Origin of the sequence: Paenibacillus farraposensis (assembly GCF_020736845.1) — a bacterium.
Taxonomy (GTDB): domain Bacteria; phylum Bacillota; class Bacilli; order Paenibacillales; family Paenibacillaceae; genus Paenibacillus; species Paenibacillus farraposensis.
In genome coordinates, this window is record NZ_JAFFQR010000015.1 from 263498 (window position 1) to 281104 (window position 17607).

19 protein-coding genes and 1 other annotated feature are annotated in these 17607 nt (G+C 46.8%); all 19 genes read left to right on the forward strand.

The window, feature by feature from the left end; genetic code table 11:
- Window positions 1–22: 22 nt before the first annotated feature.
- The 19 genes from JO375_RS04195 to JO375_RS04285 all read left to right on the forward strand — a co-directional run bounded on the left by JO375_RS04195 (window position 23) and on the right by JO375_RS04285 (window position 17099).
- Window positions 23–1057: a rod shape-determining protein gene (locus JO375_RS04195; RefSeq protein ID WP_229523272.1), complete on the forward strand. Its 1035-nt coding sequence runs from the start codon at window positions 23–25 to the stop codon at window positions 1055–1057.
- 55 nt (window positions 1058–1112) lie between these two features.
- Entirely contained in the window at window positions 1113–1931 is an 819-nt protein-coding gene (gene mreC / locus JO375_RS04200) for a rod shape-determining protein MreC (protein WP_322098692.1), read from the forward strand.
- Window positions 1931–2461 carry a rod shape-determining protein MreD gene (gene mreD, locus JO375_RS04205; RefSeq protein WP_229523273.1) on the forward strand — a complete coding sequence of 177 codons (531 nt, stop codon included), beginning with the start codon at window positions 1931–1933 and terminating at the stop codon, window positions 2459–2461. Before mreC ends, mreD begins: the two co-directional genes overlap by 1 nt.
- A gap of 82 nt (window positions 2462–2543) precedes the next feature.
- On the forward strand, window positions 2544–3206 hold the full coding sequence (minC, locus tag JO375_RS04210; RefSeq protein ID WP_229523274.1) for a septum site-determining protein MinC: 663 nt from the start codon (window positions 2544–2546) through the stop codon (window positions 3204–3206).
- Window positions 3207–3209: 3 nt separating this feature from the next.
- The gene (gene minD / locus JO375_RS04215) at window positions 3210–4007 is read left to right on the forward strand and encodes a septum site-determining protein MinD (protein WP_229523275.1); all 798 of its coding nucleotides are present in this window, start codon (window positions 3210–3212) and stop codon (window positions 4005–4007) included.
- Between the two features lie 203 nt (window positions 4008–4210).
- Window positions 4211–5056 carry a peptidoglycan DD-metalloendopeptidase family protein gene (locus JO375_RS04220; protein ID WP_229523276.1) on the forward strand — a complete coding sequence of 282 codons (846 nt, stop codon included), beginning with the start codon at window positions 4211–4213 and terminating at the stop codon, window positions 5054–5056.
- Window positions 5049–5927: a M50 family metallopeptidase gene (locus JO375_RS04225; RefSeq protein WP_229523277.1), complete on the forward strand. Its 879-nt coding sequence runs from the start codon at window positions 5049–5051 to the stop codon at window positions 5925–5927. Before JO375_RS04220 ends, JO375_RS04225 begins: the two co-directional genes overlap by 8 nt.
- Before the next feature lie 50 nt (window positions 5928–5977).
- Entirely contained in the window at window positions 5978–7162 is a 1185-nt protein-coding gene (locus tag JO375_RS04230) for an Rne/Rng family ribonuclease (protein WP_229523278.1), read from the forward strand.
- 98 nt (window positions 7163–7260) lie between these two features.
- Window positions 7261–7348, forward strand: a sequence feature (ribosomal protein L21 leader region).
- 13 nt (window positions 7349–7361) lie between these two features.
- A complete protein-coding gene (rplU, locus tag JO375_RS04235) occupies window positions 7362–7673 on the forward strand; it encodes a 50S ribosomal protein L21 (protein ID WP_007431690.1) in 312 nt (103 codons plus the stop codon).
- Between the two features lie 13 nt (window positions 7674–7686).
- A complete protein-coding gene (locus JO375_RS04240) occupies window positions 7687–8013 on the forward strand; it encodes a ribosomal-processing cysteine protease Prp (RefSeq protein WP_229523279.1) in 327 nt (108 codons plus the stop codon).
- A 17-nt stretch (window positions 8014–8030) separates the two neighbouring features.
- On the forward strand, window positions 8031–8348 hold the full coding sequence (gene rpmA / locus JO375_RS04245) for a 50S ribosomal protein L27 (protein ID WP_229523280.1): 318 nt from the start codon (window positions 8031–8033) through the stop codon (window positions 8346–8348).
- Window positions 8349–8474: 126 nt separating this feature from the next.
- Complete coding sequence (locus JO375_RS04250; protein WP_229523281.1) at window positions 8475–9233, forward strand: Spo0B domain-containing protein; 759 nt, start codon at window positions 8475–8477, stop codon at window positions 9231–9233.
- Between the two features lie 13 nt (window positions 9234–9246).
- Entirely contained in the window at window positions 9247–10557 is a 1311-nt protein-coding gene (obgE, locus tag JO375_RS04255) for a GTPase ObgE (protein ID WP_229523282.1), read from the forward strand.
- 157 nt (window positions 10558–10714) lie between these two features.
- A complete protein-coding gene (locus JO375_RS04260) occupies window positions 10715–11152 on the forward strand; it encodes an ACT domain-containing protein (protein ID WP_229523283.1) in 438 nt (145 codons plus the stop codon).
- Window positions 11153–11195: 43 nt separating this feature from the next.
- Window positions 11196–12482 carry a homoserine dehydrogenase gene (locus JO375_RS04265; RefSeq protein WP_229523284.1) on the forward strand — a complete coding sequence of 429 codons (1287 nt, stop codon included), beginning with the start codon at window positions 11196–11198 and terminating at the stop codon, window positions 12480–12482.
- Window positions 12483–12509: 27 nt separating this feature from the next.
- Window positions 12510–13478, forward strand: coding sequence for a homoserine kinase (gene thrB / locus JO375_RS04270; RefSeq protein WP_229523285.1), 969 nt, complete (start codon window positions 12510–12512; stop codon window positions 13476–13478).
- Window positions 13475–14374 carry a prephenate dehydratase gene (pheA, locus tag JO375_RS04275; protein WP_229523286.1) on the forward strand — a complete coding sequence of 300 codons (900 nt, stop codon included), beginning with the start codon at window positions 13475–13477 and terminating at the stop codon, window positions 14372–14374. The genes thrB and pheA overlap by 4 nt, the downstream gene beginning before the upstream one ends.
- Before the next feature lie 17 nt (window positions 14375–14391).
- Window positions 14392–15276 carry a branched-chain-amino-acid transaminase gene (gene ilvE / locus JO375_RS04280; protein ID WP_229523287.1) on the forward strand — a complete coding sequence of 295 codons (885 nt, stop codon included), beginning with the start codon at window positions 14392–14394 and terminating at the stop codon, window positions 15274–15276.
- Window positions 15277–15434: 158 nt separating this feature from the next.
- Complete coding sequence (locus JO375_RS04285) at window positions 15435–17099, forward strand: LysM peptidoglycan-binding domain-containing protein (RefSeq protein WP_229523288.1); 1665 nt, start codon at window positions 15435–15437, stop codon at window positions 17097–17099.
- Window positions 17100–17607 lie beyond the last annotated feature (508 nt).

Below are 17607 nucleotides of genomic sequence, written 5' to 3' on the forward strand. Positions count from 1 at the left end.
GAAGAGAAAAGGAGATTACATCATGCTAGGTGGCTTTACAAAAGATTTGGGAATTGACTTGGGGACGGCAAATACGCTGGTATACGTAAGAGGAAAAGGTATTGTTGTTCGTGAACCGTCTGTAGTCGCGTTGCGTACAGATACAAAAACGATTGAAGCTGTGGGTGAATCCGCGAAAAAAATGATCGGCCGCACACCGGGCAATATTCGTGCGATTCGTCCGATGAAGGATGGCGTCATTGCTGATTTTGATACGACAGCAACAATGATCAAATATTTTATCCGTCAGGCACAAGCCCAACGCTCTTTGTTCCCGCGTCATCCGAATGTGATGGTGTGCGTGCCTTCAGGCATTACTGCAGTGGAGCAGCGTGCAGTTGAGGATGCAACGAAGCAGGCAGGCGCGCGCGAGGCTTATACCATTGAAGAGCCGTTTGCAGCTGCAATTGGCGCTGATCTTCCTGTATGGGAGCCTACAGGCAGCATGGTTGTCGATATTGGTGGAGGTACAACCGAGGTTGCAGTCATCTCCCTGGGCGGAATTGTAACGAGCCGTTCCGTGCGTGTGGCTGGTGACGAGATGGATGAGTCCATCATTCAGTACGTGAAGCGTCAATATAACCTGATGATTGGCGAGCGGACTGCAGAGCAGTTGAAAATGGAAGTTGGTTCCGCTATGCCATTGGAACTGGTGGAGACATCTGAAATCCGCGGTCGCGACCTGGTGACAGGTTTGCCGAAGACAATAACGATTACATCTGATGAAATAAGTGAAGCCTTGTCGGATACGGTGAATGCGATTGTGGACGCTGTCAAGGTAACACTGGAGAAATGTCCTCCCGAGTTAGCGGCGGACATCATGGACCGAGGAATTGTTCTGACTGGCGGTGGAGCACTTTTACGTAATCTGGACAAGCTGCTCGCGGCTGAAACCGGAATGCCGGTGATCGTAGCGGAGAATCCTCTGGACTGTGTGGCGATCGGTACAGGCAGAGCGCTGGAAAACATTCATTTGTTCAAATCGCGGAGCAGTTCTGCCGTCCGTTCCAAACGTTGAATCGGGGGTGTAGGAACTGTTTAAGCTGTTTGGCAATAAAAGACTATTTGTTCTATTGATCGGAATCGTTCTGTTTATTGCCCTTATGGGGATTACACTTGGACAGAGAAGTTCCTTAACCTGGCCTGAGAAGTTCGCCAGAGATTCAATTGGCTTTGTGCAAGGTATCTTTTACAGGCCCGCTTCTGCAATAGCGGGCTTCTTTGAAGATATCGGAAATATGCGGAGCATTTATAAAGAAAACGAACGCTTGAAAATTGCGGTGGCACAGCTAACCACAGAGCAAATTCAAACTCGCAATTATAAAGAAACGAATGCCAGATTGCAGAACGAATTGCAGTTTACTCAGCAACAAAAAGCAAAAAACAACTACGATTGGCGTATCGCCCAGGTTAATAGCGTAAGCAATGATTCCAAAACACTTGTGATCGATATTGGAGCGAAGGACGGAGCGCGAGTCGGTCAGGAAGTAAGATCACTGGAAGGCTTTGTAGGAGTCATTAGCAGAACTGCAAATTTCACCTCCACAGTGACGCTGCTGACTACTTTGGACCCTAAAAATCCGAATTCGTATGCAATTGCGGCTACTGCACTGGGGAAAGAACAAACATTTGGCATGGTAGAAAGCTACGATCCAGTTACCAACACGTTCCAAATGACAAAAATTTCCGAAAATGATCCTATTGCCAAAGGCGATCAGATTATTACGTCAGGCGGAGGCGGGAAATTCCGGAAAAACCTGTTGATCGGTACTGTCGAAAAAATTCAGGTCGGGGAGTTCGGCCAAACAAGGACAGCGATTATTAAACCGGCAGCCAGCTTTGTGGATTGGAAGGAGCTGTTTGTTTTGTACACGCCTGAGGTACCGGAATAATGAAGATGCGCGGTCAGGTCTTAATATTGCTGCTGTTCGTGCTGTTTATAGCCGAAGGAACGATTCTTCCTTGGCTTCTTCCCGATAGCTGGCATCCAAGAATGGTTCCTAATTTCGTGTACGTCGTAATCCTGTTTGTGTCTGTGTATTACAGTCGTCATGTAGCATTGGTGCTGGGGATTACGTTCGGACTTATTCATGACGTAGTTTATTACGGGTTTATTATTGGGCCCTACTCTTTTGCTATGGGGTTGTCAGCATACTTGCTGGGGCTTGTTTTTACAGCCAGACGTGCACCGATGCCCATTATGATGGCAGTTGTGCTGATTGGAAGCTTTTTGCTGGACTCCATGCTCTTTGCCATTGATCAGCTGTTCCAGTTGAACCATCAAACATTCGACTGGGCACTGGCCCAATATATGATTCCTGATTTATTTATTCATTTTCTGTTTGCCCTCATTATTTATGTCCCCGTTCGCAAGCAATTGCAGCGTTTGGGTACCCGTGTGAAAAAAGAAGAGGCTTCCTAGGTCTTTTTTCACACATTTTGTCCGGGGTAGCAGGGATTTGACGACCCGGGGACGAAATGATTGAAATAGGAGGGACAGGCTAATGGCAGTGAAATCGAATCATGTCACGATTAAAGGCATCAAAGACGGCCTGGTATTCCTGCTGGACGATCAATGTGAGTTTGAGGATTTGCTAGGTGAGCTGCGTTTTAAGCTGGAGCACAGTCATCAAAATATTTTAACAGGCCCGATCATTCATGTGGATATTAAGCTGGGAAGCCGGGAAGTGACAGAGGAACAGAAGGAAAGTATTCTGGAGATTTTGAAGCAGAAGGGGAATCTGCTCATACGATCTATAGAATCACCCGGGCTGCCTGCGGAAGTGCAGGGTAAGTCACCGATTCTCACGGTGACAGGGATTATCCGGTCGGGTCAAGTGCTTCATCATAACGGGGATCTGCTTTTTTTGGGAGATGTAAACCCAGGAGGGATTATAACCTGTACAGGTGATATCTTTGTCCTAGGAGCACTGCGGGGGATGGCGCATGCAGGAATGGAGGGGAACAGCGAAGCGATTATCGCAGCCTCCTATTTTGCACCGACACAACTGCGAATTTCCGAAATGATCAGCCGTCCGCCAGACGAATGGGAGACACGCGAATCGGGCATGGAGTTTGCGTATCTCAAGGATGGCGCTATGCAAATAGATAAAATAAGCAATATCGTGCGTCTGGGCCGCGATTTTAACGTGTTCAAAGGGGTGTAGCACATGGGAGAGGCTATCGTCGTCACTTCAGGAAAAGGCGGCGTCGGTAAAACGACGACATCAGCCAATATAGGAACAGCACTTGCATTGCTCGGCAAAAAGGTGTGCCTGGTGGATACCGATATCGGTTTGCGCAATCTGGATGTTGTAATGGGTCTGGAAAACCGGATTATTTATGATCTGGTGGATGTAGCTGAAAGCCGCTGCCGTTTAAACCAGGCTCTGGTCAAGGATAAGCGCTTTGAGGAGCTTTATATGCTGCCTGCGGCTCAAACTAAAGACAAGAGTGCGGTTACGCCTGATCAGGTTAAGGATATTATTTTGGAACTCAAAAAGGATTTTGAATATATATTGATCGACTGTCCTGCGGGGATTGAGCAAGGCTTCAAAAATGCCATTGCCGGAGCGGATCAGGCTATTGTCGTAACCACCCCGGAAAATGCGGCTGTACGCGATGCTGACCGGGTAATTGGCTTACTTGAAAGCTCACATGTGACTTCACCCAAGCTGGTGGTTAACCGCATTCGTAACAGCATGGTTAAGTCCGGGGATATGTTGGACATTGATGGAATTTTACAAGTGCTTAGCATTGATCTCGTCGGAATTGTGCCTGACGATGAAATGGTAATCAAATCCGCCAACACAGGAGAACCTACTGTCATGAACCCGGATTCACAAGCGGCGATTGCCTACCGCAACATTGCGAGACGGATTTTGGGCGATACGGTGCCTCTTATGCAGATAGACCAGAAGAAAAGCATGATGACACGCTTTAAAAAATTTTTTGGTGTGGGCGGATGAATAAAGTAACTTGAACACTTAAATAAGTGATATCTTATTTAAGTGTTTTTGGTTTGTCTTGCCATCCTGAATATCAATAGATCCGGTGTATTCGCGCCGGTTTTTTTGATTTTTCAGGGGCGTAATCCTGAACCAGACAACATAAGTTGAAGCCCGTCCTCATAAGATGTATCAAACATACCTCGCTGAGGGGGCTGAACAGGATGAATCAAAATTCCGGAATCAAGCAGCGCAGAGAAGAACGTATACAGCAGCTAATCGCGGGAAGACAATCCGAAATCTATTCCTCCGGTGTATACCAGGACAGGCACGGATATAGAGAAATGAATTCAATGCCCGTAATCAGTGCAAACCAGCCCAGAGACCCGGAAACCGAGTGGAAAAATGAACAGCAACGCTGGCGTCAATCTTTTGGAGAGAATCGTAGTCCGTCTTTTTGGACCTCTTTTTGGCGGAGATCAGTCATGGCAGCTGTGTTATTTGGGATGGTGTGGGGATTGTTTCGCTGGGATATTCCCTCCGCCGTCAATTTGAGAATGTTTATCGCGGATTCCTTGAATAAGGATATGGATTTTGCAGCAGCCAGACAGTGGTATGAAACTTATTTTGACGGGGCTCCTTCCTTTTTACCGATTTTTGGAGAGGAGGCTGAAACACACAAAGTGGACGCGTACCGGAAGGCCTCTCCCCCACTCGAAGGCGCTATAACACAGCCGTTTGCTCTTAGCCTCAAAGGAGTGGAAATTACGCCGAATGTTACTGGCAACGGGGCAATCGCTGTTAAAAGTATAGATGCAGGACGTGTATTGGACATCTTGAAGCATCCCCAAAGTGGAATTACAATTACCGTTCGCCACACTGGCGGTATTACAGCAACATATGGCCGGCTTTCCCGTTCTACCCTAAAGGTAAACGACTGGGTTCAGGAGGGAGACGAAATGGGTGTCCTGCCAGCAAGTCGTAGAGGTAATGAGGCGGTGACTCTGTTTTTTGCAGTGCAGAGGGGGGATCAATTCATTGACCCGGCGGAAGTGGTAGCTCTTGATTAATGTCCGGGGTGTGACCTTATCACTGCATCCGCTTTTTGTGCTGGTCATGCTGACCTCTGTGCTGACTGGACATTTTGTTGAGATCATGACCTTGTTTGCGCTGGTGTTTATTCATGAACTGGGCCATGCGACAGCCGCTTCGTTGTTGGGCGCGCGAGTGCTTTCCATACAGATGCTGCCCTTTGGAGGAGTAGCGGTAATCGAGGATCAGGGGAGGCTCAATGCGTGGAAGGAGATCGTCATCGCGTTGGCTGGACCTCTGCAAAATGGAATCATGATCATCATCCTTTTAGGGCTCAGAAATATGAGCGGGGTAGAGCATGTTTATGTTGATTATGTTATTCAGGGAAATGCAGTTATTGCATTGTTCAACTTGTTGCCGATTTTACCGCTGGATGGCGGGAAAGTGCTGCAGGCGTTGATCAGCTTGTCCTTTGCCTATCACCGTACATTAGTGTGGACTTTTCGAGCCAGCATCGTAACGAGCCTGCTATTTTGTATCTATGGAATTTTGCCGCTGTTAGAAAAAAATGGATCTGTGCATTTAAATATGCTGGCAATAGGGATTTTTTTGCTTTATTCTAATATTGTGGATTATCGTAATATTCCTTATCGTTTTATACGTTTTTTGCTGGGCAGGGACGAGCTCTTTTACCGTCAAGCAGCGAAGGGAAGCATAGCCTTGCCCATTGTATCCTTGCCTATGAAACATTTGGAGCCTGTTTTGCGTCTTTTTAGAAGAGACCGGTATCATATGGTCTACGTCATGAATGAACAGGGACGAGTTGTCGCTGTATTGACGGAGCAACGTCTGATCCGCTCTTATTTTGCGGCACGTCCGCCGGATGGCGGGGAGTCCAAGCCCAAATAAATTATTTTTTAAGCTGAGGAAGAGGCTGTATCCAGAGAGGTTGAAAAACCATGAAGCAAATGATTGTGCAATGCCAGCAGCAGATGACCCAAATGGCGCTGTTGGAAGAGGGACGATTAGTTGAATATGCTGCTGAGCTGCCGCGAAAACGGGGGATTTTAGGTTCCTTTTTTAAAGCGAGAGTAGTCAATGTGCTGCCAGGTATGCAAGCCGCCTTTGTTGACATTGGCCAACGAAAGAATGCTTTTTTATATGTGGATGATGTACTTCACGCTCATTTGGACAAGCAGCCGCAGGTAAAGCCTTCTATTTCGGAACTGTTAAAGGTGGGTCAGGAAATTGTAGTGCAGGTATTAAAAGAGGCAGTTGGCGGCAAGGGAGCCAGAGTGACGACTCATTTCTCACTGCCGGGCCGCTGGATCGTATACATGCCCCGCGCCGATTATGTAGCTGTATCCAAGAAGATCGAGCGTGAAGGAGAGCGTGCCCGTTTGAAGGCAATGGGAGAGCAGCTGCGCACGGACGAGGAAGGGATCATTATTCGTACCGTTTCTGAGGAAATGGGGATAGAGGCGATTGAAAATGATCTAAACCAGCTGCGTCAGCAGTGGGCGGTCATTCAGCGTAAAGCTGGTGAACACTCGGCTCCATGTGAATTACACCGCGATTTAAGCATCGTTCAGCGTTTGATTCGGGATGTGTTTACACCGGAACAGGATGAACTGGTCATTGACAGCGAGGAGCAAGCGAAGGAAGCGGAAATCATGCTGCAACAGATTAGTCCGGGGAAAGCGCGTGTGCGCCTATTCCATAATGCAGAGGACACGATATTCAATGCCTATGGTATCAATGAGCAGCTAGAACACGATTTTGCACGAAAGATATGGCTTCAGGGCGGCGGATACATTGTTATTGATCATACAGAAGCATTGACCGTTATTGATGTGAATACCGGAAAGTTTACGGGCGGCAGTAATCTGGAAGAGACAGTGACCCGGACTAACATCGAAGCAGCAGAGGAAATTGCCCGACTGGTGCGTGTACGCGATATTGGCGGGATTATTATCATTGATTTTATTGACATGGAAAAAGAGGAGAACCGCCGGGAAGTATCCTCTGTTCTGGAAGCCAAGCTGAAGAAGGATCGGACCAAATCATATGTTGTGGGATGGACGCGGCTAGGTCTTCTGGAAATGACTCGTAAAAAGGCGCGTCAGGAAAAGACGCTCATGTAAAGCAAACTGAAAATCAACATCATTTCAAGACTAGAGGTTGAATGTCGATGCAGCCTGTGCTATAATCGCTTGGTATGTGTGATGCGTAAGTTTTGCTGCACATGCTGTAACCGCTCCGATCAGGTATTGAAGCGCAGTATCTTTAGGGAAGCTGCCACCTGCTATTAGGCGAGTCTGAGAAATAAGGAGGTGCAAGCAAATGTACGCAATTATTGAAACAGGTGGTAAACAATACAAAGTTCAAGAGGGCGACGTATTGTTCATCGAGAAGTTGGAAGCGAACGATGGTGAAACTGTAACGTTCGACCGTGTTCTGGCAGTGTCTGGCGACAATGGCTTGACAGCAGGTACACCGCTTCTTTCCGGAGCTTCTGTAACAGCTAAAGTTGAGAAGCATGGTAAAGGGCAAAAGGTCATTGTATACAAATACAAACCTAAAAAGAACTACCATGTGAAGCAAGGTCATCGTCAACCGTACACGAAAGTGACGATTGAAAAAATCCAAGCGTAAGAGGGTGCGATAAGTGATTATCGTGCGCATTACACGACTGGAAGATGGCAGCATACAGGGATTTTCTATTAAAGGACATGCGAATTACGCCAAGTCTGGCGAGGATATCGTATGTGCGGGTGTTTCAGCGGTAACTGTAGGAACTGTCAATTCGATCGAAGCTCTTACGAACGTTGAGATGGACACAGAAATGAAGAACGGCTTTTTGAGCGCGTATCTTTCTCCTGATAGTCATCATGTAACAAACGCACAGGTTCAACTGCTGTTGGAGTCCATGGTGATTATGCTGACCAGTATTGCTGAATCATATGGGAAGTATATTCAAATAGAAAATAAATGAAGAAGGAGGTAGACATCATGTTGAAATTGACATTGGATCTTCAACTATTCGCATCGAAAAAAGGTGTAGGTTCCACGAAAAACGGACGTGACAGCAGATCGAAACGTCTTGGCGTGAAACGTGCTGACGGTCAAACAGTAACCGGCGGTAGCATCCTGGTTCGTCAACGCGGAACGAAAATTCACCCTGGTGCGAACGTGGGCATCGGTAAGGACGACACTCTGTTCGCGAAAGTGGACGGCGTTGTGAAGTTTGAACGTTGGGGCCGTGATCGTAAAAAGGTGAGCATCTACCCGATTGACGCTGCTCCAGTAGCGGCTACTGTAGAAGCTTAATAGCGGCTTAGATACGCTGAAAAGCCTCCGGCACTTTTGTCGGAGGCTTTTTTGTATGATGGTAATGAACTGGAAAGTTAGTCTGTGCTATACTGGACTAAGGGTTATTCAAAAATCCATTTAATTATGGCAGAACGGAGAGAAGCCATGTTCCAGCGGATAAGAGCGCCTTATTTGGCGTTGGGTTCTATTCTGATTCCTTTGGTTTTTTCACTGCTCTATCCTGAAGGTTTAACGATTATCATATTAGCTGTGTGGTCTGTTGCTGCTGCTTGCTTTGGCATGTGGTACATACATAGACTGGCTGAGAATGAGCAAAAAGCTATTTTGCGCTCGTTGGAGCGTACAGCTATCGCAACGCTAAACCATCATCGGCATGACTGGATGAATGACCTACAGGTGCTTTATGGCTATATTCGTATGAATAAGCATGATAAATCAGCTGCTTATGTGGAAACAATAAAAGAGCGCGTGGCCGAAGACAGTAAAATATCCAAGCTGGGTGTTCCTTCACTGGTATTTTATTTGCAATCCTTTCGTGTGAACGCCGGGAATTTACAGTTGTCAGTGCAGGTTGAGGAGCAGTTAAGGTTGGACACTGTCATGTCTCCCGAAGACGGCGAGTCGCTTGCCTCGATTGTCATAGAAACGGTGCGTGCATATCAATACGGCGGCGACCGGTCGTCTTGGGGAGAAGTGCGCAGATTGACACTCTTTTTCGGTATGGATCACAATGATGTTATTGTCCGCTTCGAAGGAAGTGGAATGCCTGATGATTCGAATTTATTAAAGCAGATCAGATCCGTGCACGGAAGTGAACGCATTCGAACAGAGAAGCTCCCTACAGGCGATATGCTTCAGATTCGGATGGAGTGCCAGACATAAGGAAGGTGTAACCATGTTTGTAGATAAAGCGAAGATTTTTGTTAAAGGCGGTGACGGTGGAGACGGCTTGATTGCGTTTCGCCGTGAAAAATACGTTCCTGAAGGCGGCCCGGCTGGTGGCGACGGGGGAAACGGTGGAGATGTGATTTTCCGTGTAGATGAAGGGCTGCGTACCTTGATGGATTTTCGGTACCAACGGCATTTTAAAGCCCAGCGCGGTGTAAAGGGCCGCAACAAATCTCAACACGGAGCTAATGCGGAGCACATGATTGTACGCATACCACCAGGAACGGTCATCACAGATGATGATACGGGTGAAGTGCTGGCAGATATGACACGCCATGGACAACAGGTAATCGTAGCCAAAGGTGGACGCGGAGGACGCGGGAATATCCGTTTTGCTTCGCCTAGTAATCCGGCGCCTGAACTGGCTGAGAACGGTGAAGAGGGACAAGAGCGTTATATTACCCTTGAGCTGAAAGTGATGGCTGACGTAGGCCTGGTTGGTTTCCCAAGCGTAGGGAAATCTACTTTGCTGTCAGTTGTGTCCTCTGCAAAACCGAAGATTGGCGCCTATCATTTTACAACGATTACCCCGAATTTGGGCGTCGTGGATGTGGGTGACCATCGTAACTTTGTAATGGCTGATCTGCCTGGATTGATTGAAGGAGCTCATGAAGGTGTTGGGCTTGGGCATGAATTTTTGCGGCATATTGAGCGGACGCGCATTATTATCCATGTCGTGGATATGGCAGGCTCCGAGGGACGCGATCCATTTGAGGATTGGACTAAAATTAACGACGAATTGAAGCAATATAATGCAGGCTTGGCGGAGCGTCCACAAATTGTAGCGGCGAATAAAATGGATATGCCGGAAGCGGATGAAAAACTGGCGCAATTCAAAGAGCAAGTCGCTGCAGTTCGTCCGGACCTGGAGATTATGCCCATTTCCTCGCTGACACGCCAAGGTGTTAAAGAATTGCTCTACCGGGCTGCTGATTTGCTGGATCAAATACCGGACGAGCCGGTCGTTGAGGAAGTAGCAGACGTGAATGAGCGCAAGGTGTTCAAGCTAAATACGACAGAAGACGAAGGCTTTACGATTGTACGTGAAAACGAAACCTTCGTCGTACACAGCCCTAAAATTGAGCGTATGATGAAACGCATGCAGCTGAATTCGCATGATGCCATTTTGAAATTGGCAAGAACGATGCGGCACATGGGTGTGGATGCCGAGCTGCGTAAGCGCGGTGCCACCGATGGTACATCTGTACGCATTGCCGATTTCGAGTTCGAATTTGTGGAAGGCAGCAGCTACTACTAAAAATAATTTATAGCCTGAAATGACGGCTACTGTACTATTGGGGATCATCCCTTTAGATGACAGTAGCCGTTTTTTGTATAGTTAGCTTGCTGATTTTCAGGAGTTCCGATATAATGTCCTCTATACAAAAACATAAGTCTTTGAGGAGAGGACGTTCGTGAAAGAGCGCTATTACTTGGTACGGGAAGATATTTTGCCTGAAGCGATTGTGAAGACAATACAGGTTAAGCTGCTGCTGGCTTCAGGAGATGTTAAAACCGTGCATGAGGCCGTGGAACAAGTAGGGCTAAGCCGGAGCGCCTTTTATAAATATAAAGATGGCATCCACTTGGTTAACCAGCTGGAGCGTGAGCGAATTGTCAATATTTCTATTGATTTGGAACATCAATCCGGCATGCTGTCCAGGGTGCTTGGCAGGGTGGCAGATTACGGAGGCAATGTACTGACCATCCAACAGAGTATTCCGCTGCAAGGCAGAGCCAACGTTGTCATCTCGGTGGAAATGTCCAGACTCAGTGAAGAACTGGGTGTTCTGCTTGAAGGCCTTGAGAGCATCTCTGGCGTCAAACGCGTTCGCCTGATTGGACAGAGCTAGGGCTATACCGCCCATTAGATAAAAGTTAGCAGGAGGGGAATGGATGAAACCGGTCAAAGTAGGATTGCTAGGTTTAGGCACGGTAGGAACGGGAGTTGTTCGAATCGTAGAAGGGAATCAGGAAGATTTAAGCAGACAAGTTGGTTCACCTATCATTATTGAGAAAATAGCTGTAAAAAATATAGACAAATATCGCTCCATTGAAGTGGATACCGCCAAGCTTACTGAGGACCCATGGGAAGTCATTCTTGATCCTGGCATTGATGTCATTATCGAAGTCATGGGCGGGGTTGATCAGACGAAGGGATACATTCTGGAGGCGTTGGAGCGTGGCAAGCACATTGTTACAGCCAATAAGGACTTAATGGCTCTGCATGGCTCTGAGGTATTAGCTAAGGCGCAGCAAAAGCAGTGTGATATTTTTTATGAAGCCAGCGTAGCGGGCGGGATTCCGATTATTCGTACCTTGATTGAAGGTTTCTCCTCTGACCGTATCACCCGTATTATGGGTATTGTGAATGGTACGACAAATTTCATTTTAACTAAAATGAGCCAGGAGGGAGCTTCGTACGAGGAGGTTCTGAAGGAAGCACAGGAGCTTGGATACGCTGAAGCCGATCCAACCTCGGATGTAGAGGGGCTGGACGCCGCTCGTAAAATGGCGATTCTCGGCACGCTTGGTTTCCGTTCTAATGTAGAACTCAAGGATGTCAGTGTCAGTGGGATTTCGAAGGTGACCAGTGAGGACATCGTTTTTGCCAAAAAGCTGGGCTATGAAATGAAATTGCTTGGTATTGCGGAACGTCAGGGTGATGAGTTTACGATCAACGTTCAGCCGACTATGGTACGCAAGCAGCATCCATTGGCTTCGGTGAACGGGGTATTTAACGCGGTGTATGTGCATGGTGAAGCAGTGGGTGAAACGATGTTTTATGGTGCGGGCGCAGGTGAATTGCCGACGGCTACTTCAGTTGTGGCTGATCTGGTAGCTGTTGTGAAAAATCTCAAGCTCGGTGTGAACGGGCTTAAAGCAATCGTGCCTTACAAACCCAAAAAAATCAGCAATGACAAAGACGTATATTTCAAAAACTTTGTGCTGCTGCATGTGGCTGATAAAGCCGGGGTATTGGCGCGGATTACGCAGGTATTTGCTGAATTCGACGTCAGTTTGGCATCTGTTGTACAGCAGCCGAATGAGGCTAATCCCGATGCGGAAATTATTATTGTAACGCATTTGGCCAGCAAAGCGAGTATGAAAAAGGTATTGGAGCATTTTGAAACTTTGGACGTGATTCGTCGCATCAAGAGTGTATATCGGGTAGAAGGATAGTCCATAAAAGCAGGAGGAATTGTCTGTATGACCGTTTTGAAAACAGCCAGGGTGCGTGTGCCTGCGAGTACCGCCAACCTGGGACCCGGTTTTGATACATTGGGCATGGCGTTGTCCTTATATGCTTGGATTGAATTGAAAGAGGCCGAACAGACAGCTTTCCATCTGTACGGAGATGAAATGAATGGGGTTCCCCAAGATAAAACAAATTTGATTTACAAGGTAGCGCAAATGGTTTTTCAGGAAGCTGGTGTATCTGTTCCTGAACTGGATATATCGATGTACTCGGATATTCCGCTTACCCGTGGTTTGGGCAGCAGTGCCTCTGCCATTGTAGGCGCTCTAGTGGCTGCCAACACGATGATCGGCTCACCTTTGCCAGCCTCCAAGCTGTTTGACATGGCAACTGCCATTGAAAAGCATCCGGACAATGTTGGAGCCTCCCTGTTTGGCGGTATTATTACTGCCGTGTGGGATGGCGATCATGCCAAGCACATACGGATTGAGCCGGATGCCAATCTGGAGGCTATCGTAGTCATTCCAGAGTTTCAGCTATCCACGTCCAAGGCCAGAGAAGTGCTGCCTGCCCAGGTATCCTTGAAGGATGCCGTATACAATGTTAGTCATGCTTCAATGCTTGTGGCAGCTCTGGCATCGGGCCGAACAGAGTTGATCGCTGAAGCGATGCGTGATCGGCTTCATCAGCCTTACCGTGCGGAGCTTGTGCCGGGTATGACGGAAATCCTTGAGAATGCGCACCATCATGGTGCTCTGGGCGTGGCACTCAGCGGGGCTGGACCGACACTACTCGCGTTGAGTGATCGCCGGGAAAATCGGAAAGCGGAGTTGGAACGGTATTTAACGGAGACGATGAGTAAGCAGGATATCCAGGCCTCTGTTTTAAAATTGCACCCAGAGAGTGAAGGCGTTAAAGTATATACGGAAGGGGATACAATTCCTTTTGTGGATATGATTAAAGGGGAGCTTGTGAAATGAAACGAATAGCACTTCTTCCAGAGGGGACCGTTTCTCATGAGGCAATTAAGTATTTGCTGGGAGACATGCCCTGTGAATTCCTGTTTTTCAAGCATATATCAGACGTGTTTCAGGCAGTAGACAAGGGGAAAGCAGACTTTAGCGTCATTCCTATTGAGAATACGATTGATGGCTCTGTAAGTTTGCACATGGATTGGCTTGTACATGAAGTAGATATTCAGATGCAGGCGGAATGGGTATATCCTTCCATTCAAAATCTTATTGGACATCGCAGTGAATTTATCAATGACCGGGGCGAGCTGGATTTGAGCAGAGTGGTCAAAATGATATCTCATCCCGTAGCACTTCCCCAGTGTAAAGAGTTCATACAGGCCTCTACTCCTCAAGCTGATTTGGAGAGTGCAGGAAGTACGGCGGAAGCTGTCGAAATTGTTAAGCACAATCCTGACAAAGGCTGGACCGCACTTGGGACCAGACTTGCCGCCTTCAATCACGGACTGGATATTTTGGCCAGCAAGGTGACAGATCACGACAACAACTTTACCCGTTTTGTCCTGATTGGCCATCAACCTATCCATCTCCCGCGTATCCCTGATGGTGAGCGGACCAGTATTCTGGTCACACTGCCACGGGATTTTCCAGGAGCACTGCATCAGGTGTTATCCGCGTTTGCGTGGCGCAGGTTGAATCTGTCCCGCATCGAGTCGCGTCCAACCAAAAAGCAATTAGGGAATTATTATTTTTATATTGAAATTTTAGAATCTCTGCATTCCGTCCTGCTTCCGGCAGCCTTTGCAGAGATTGAGGCTTTAGGGTGTCATGTGCGCATTCTCGGCTCTTATCCAAGCTACAAGTATGTTGAAGCAGCAATCGAACCTATTGTAAAGGAACAATAATCGGAGGTGTCATAATAATGGCAGAACAATGGATTTATCTGGATGGGCAGCATGTAACGAAGGAAAATGCAAAGGTCTCCGTGTACGATCATGGCTTCTTGTACGGAGACGGTATATTTGAAGGAATTCGTATTTATAACGGAAATATTTTCAAATGTAAAGAGCACTTGAATCGTCTGTATGACTCTGCAAAATCCATTCAGTTGACCATTCCGTTGTCTCAGGATGAAATGCTGGAAGCGATGGCTGAAACGATCCGCCTTAACGAAATGCGCAACGGATATATCCGTCTGATTGTGTCTCGTGGGGTTGGGAATTTAGGCCTCGATCCTCTTCGGTGTGCGAAGGCAAGTGTCATCATTATTGTGGAGCAGCTCGCTATTTACCCGGAGGAAGCATATTTGACCGGCCTGAAGACAATTTCTGTCTCCCAGCGCCGCAACATCCCGGATGCCTTGAATCCGAAAATTAAATCGTTGAACTATCTCAACAATATTCTGGTGAAGATCCAATCGAACTATGCTGGTGTGGGTGAGGCTATTATGCTCAATTCCCAGGGTTATGTGACAGAGGGTTCCGCGGACAACATTTTCATTGTCAAAAACGGAGTGCTCTATACACCGCCTTGTTATTTGGGGGCACTTGAGGGGATTACCCGTAATGCGATCATCGATTTGTGCGCCAAGCTTGGATATACGCTCAAAGAGCAGCCTTTTACATTGCATGATGTATACGTAGCGGATGAGGTCTTTTTCACCGGAACCGCAGCGGAAGTGATTGCAGCTTATGAAGTAGATGGACGTACGATCGGTTCCGGCGCTGCTGGTCCAGTGACTTTGGAGCTGCTGGCCGAGTTCCGGAAGATCGTGGATCAGGATGGCTATAAAGTATGGCAAAACTAAAATAACAGTGAATCCTTTTGACTGAATGCTCACAAGAGTGTTTGGTTGAAAGGATTTTTTTGTTTGTATGGGGTCATTCGCCCGGGAGGTGCATAGGATGTAATAACAGAAGCCGGGCGTTTATCCCGCCCGAACGAAAGCTAGGAGGTTTGTGGCCTGTGAAAATACACATCGTCAAAAAAGGTGACACTTTGTACTTGCTGGCACAGAAGTATAATGTGACGCTGGAGAAAGTGATTGCTGCCAATCCCCAATTGGCTGATCCTAATCAGCTGAGCATCGGCGAGAAAATCAAAATTCCGACAGACCCTGTTGCAATGGAAACACAATCGTCAACAATGTATCAGCACAAGGTTAAGCAAGGAGATACCTTGTGGAAGTTGTCTAAGGCTTGGGGCGTACCGCTTAAGCTCATTATTGATGCTAATTCCCACCTTAAGAATCCCAATGCTCTGTTGGTTGGAGAAACTGTTAATATTCCCCATTTCAAAAATCAAGCCGATGATCCTGCTGAAAATAATAAAAAAAATACTGCAGCCAAAGCAGAGGTAGAGCAACCCAAACCGGAGTCTCCAGCTAAGGAAGAGTTGACCAAACCGAATGAGGAACTTAACAAATCGAATGAGGAGCTTACCAAACCCAATGAAGAGCTTACTAAACCAAATGAGGAGCTGACTCAGCCAAAAACAGAGAACGTCGAGAATGTGGAGAACGTGGAGAACGTGCCTCCCCCTAAAGAAGAAATGACCCAGCCAAAAGAAATAGTGAATCTTCCTAAGCTTCCGGAACTGAAATTACCAGAGGTTAACATATCTCCTGTGAATCCTGCTCCACCTCAAGTGCAGCTTATAATTACCCAACCAGCTCCACCCCAGCCTCAGCCTCAGCTTCCGGTAAAAATGGAGAAGCAGCCTGTAGCAGAAAAATCCTGCGGTTGCACGATCACGAAGCCCATGATGAATTCCCCATGGCCAGTACAACAGTCGACATTTGACAACAGCTCACATCTAAATACAATGCCGAACTCATGGTATCCGGGCATTGAGTCTCCTCAGTCTTGGGGAAGTGCTTCTGTAAATACCTCCTTTGCAGAAAATGTTTCACCTTCTGCAGCTCCAAATAAGGGCTATTATCATGACTGTGATCACTCATGGGATTGGGGACCCATGCAAACAGCTCCGATCAATGCTTATCCAACACCGTATCCTGCCTATTCAGAATGCTGTCACCCAGGATACTACATGAGTCATGAAGCGTACGAAAATTCATCTTATCCTGTCTATCCTTCTTACATGCATCAAGATTACTCGAACCAGCATTATGAGAGTGCAGTCCAGGGAAGCCAATGGGGCCATTCATGGGGAGCCCCTCAATATAGCTCGCATTCGGGTGGATACATGCCCGACTACAGCCAATTACAAGGACAACAGTCAGCCAACTCTCCCTATCAACCGTTCGTACATGGGAATACTCCTGCATATCCATTAGAGGGATATACAACACCCTACATGTTTATGCCAGACTATGATGGCAGGGAGGGAAATGCCAACTTTGCACCAGCATCTCCGGGAGCACAGGAGAATGCAAACAATGTGACTATTGCCTCCCAGAATGAAGTTGTCTCTTCTACCAAATCAAAAGAGGGCAACGGGCGTAAAGATAAAATAAAAGATGCCTCGACTGCGAGAGAAGAAAAGTCTAAAGCAAAAGTATCTGGTAAAAATGGCGCTGCAGCGAAGCAAAAAAAGCGCAAGTCGGCAGCAGCATCTCGTTCTTCATCCTATAATGCCCGCTCGCGCAGAAACCCATGGATTAGGGACTGACAATCAACCTAAATAAAAGAGGGTAAGAACTGCTTAGCAATTCCCTAGTTTAATGAAGTCCAAAATCAAAAGAGTAAATGTTAAGGAGACCATTATTCAGTTTGGGGGGATGATGGTCTCTTTATTTAACTGTAAATATAGAGTGAAAAATAAATTGAAATAAGGTATTGCTCACAAGTATGTTTGTGTGATATATTCTTAAAGCTGTCTTTTACGAGATAGCAAGCTGCACATTATAAAGTTGAATACTTCGAAAATTATTCTTCAAAAAAAAGTGTTGCAAAGATTTTAAAAACATGATATATTATTTAAGTCGCCGCTGAGATGCGACGATGAAACAAACTGGAACAAAACAAGAAATTATGAATGTTTGATCTTTGAAAACTGAACAACGAGTGAGTATGGATTTTGTTCGCGAAATCCATTATGAGATATTTTATCTCGTCAGATTCAACATGAGCTAATCGCTCTTTCAATAAACCGGCTTCGGCCGGTCTTTAATGGAGAG

What these genes read in the sequence shown, in the direction of transcription:
- JO375_RS04195 (WP_229523272.1), top strand. Translation starts at nt 23, where the DNA reads ATGCTAGGTGGCTTTACAAAAGATTTGGGAATTGACTTGGGGACGGCA.
- mreD (WP_229523273.1), top strand. Translation starts at nt 1,931, where the DNA reads ATGAAGATGCGCGGTCAGGTCTTAATATTGCTGCTGTTCGTGCTGTTT.
- minC (WP_229523274.1), top strand. Translation starts at nt 2,544, where the DNA reads ATGGCAGTGAAATCGAATCATGTCACGATTAAAGGCATCAAAGACGGC.
- minD (WP_229523275.1), top strand. Translation starts at nt 3,210, where the DNA reads ATGGGAGAGGCTATCGTCGTCACTTCAGGAAAAGGCGGCGTCGGTAAA.
- JO375_RS04220 (WP_229523276.1), top strand. Translation starts at nt 4,211, where the DNA reads ATGAATCAAAATTCCGGAATCAAGCAGCGCAGAGAAGAACGTATACAG.
- JO375_RS04230 (WP_229523278.1), top strand. Translation starts at nt 5,978, where the DNA reads ATGAAGCAAATGATTGTGCAATGCCAGCAGCAGATGACCCAAATGGCG.
- rplU (WP_007431690.1), top strand. Translation starts at nt 7,362, where the DNA reads ATGTACGCAATTATTGAAACAGGTGGTAAACAATACAAAGTTCAAGAG.
- rpmA (WP_229523280.1), top strand. Translation starts at nt 8,031, where the DNA reads ATGTTGAAATTGACATTGGATCTTCAACTATTCGCATCGAAAAAAGGT.
- JO375_RS04250 (WP_229523281.1), top strand. Translation starts at nt 8,475, where the DNA reads ATGGCAGAACGGAGAGAAGCCATGTTCCAGCGGATAAGAGCGCCTTAT.
- obgE (WP_229523282.1), top strand. Translation starts at nt 9,247, where the DNA reads ATGTTTGTAGATAAAGCGAAGATTTTTGTTAAAGGCGGTGACGGTGGA.
- JO375_RS04265 (WP_229523284.1), top strand. Translation starts at nt 11,196, where the DNA reads ATGAAACCGGTCAAAGTAGGATTGCTAGGTTTAGGCACGGTAGGAACG.
- thrB (WP_229523285.1), top strand. Translation starts at nt 12,510, where the DNA reads ATGACCGTTTTGAAAACAGCCAGGGTGCGTGTGCCTGCGAGTACCGCC.
- pheA (WP_229523286.1), top strand. Translation starts at nt 13,475, where the DNA reads ATGAAACGAATAGCACTTCTTCCAGAGGGGACCGTTTCTCATGAGGCA.
- ilvE (WP_229523287.1), top strand. Translation starts at nt 14,392, where the DNA reads ATGGCAGAACAATGGATTTATCTGGATGGGCAGCATGTAACGAAGGAA.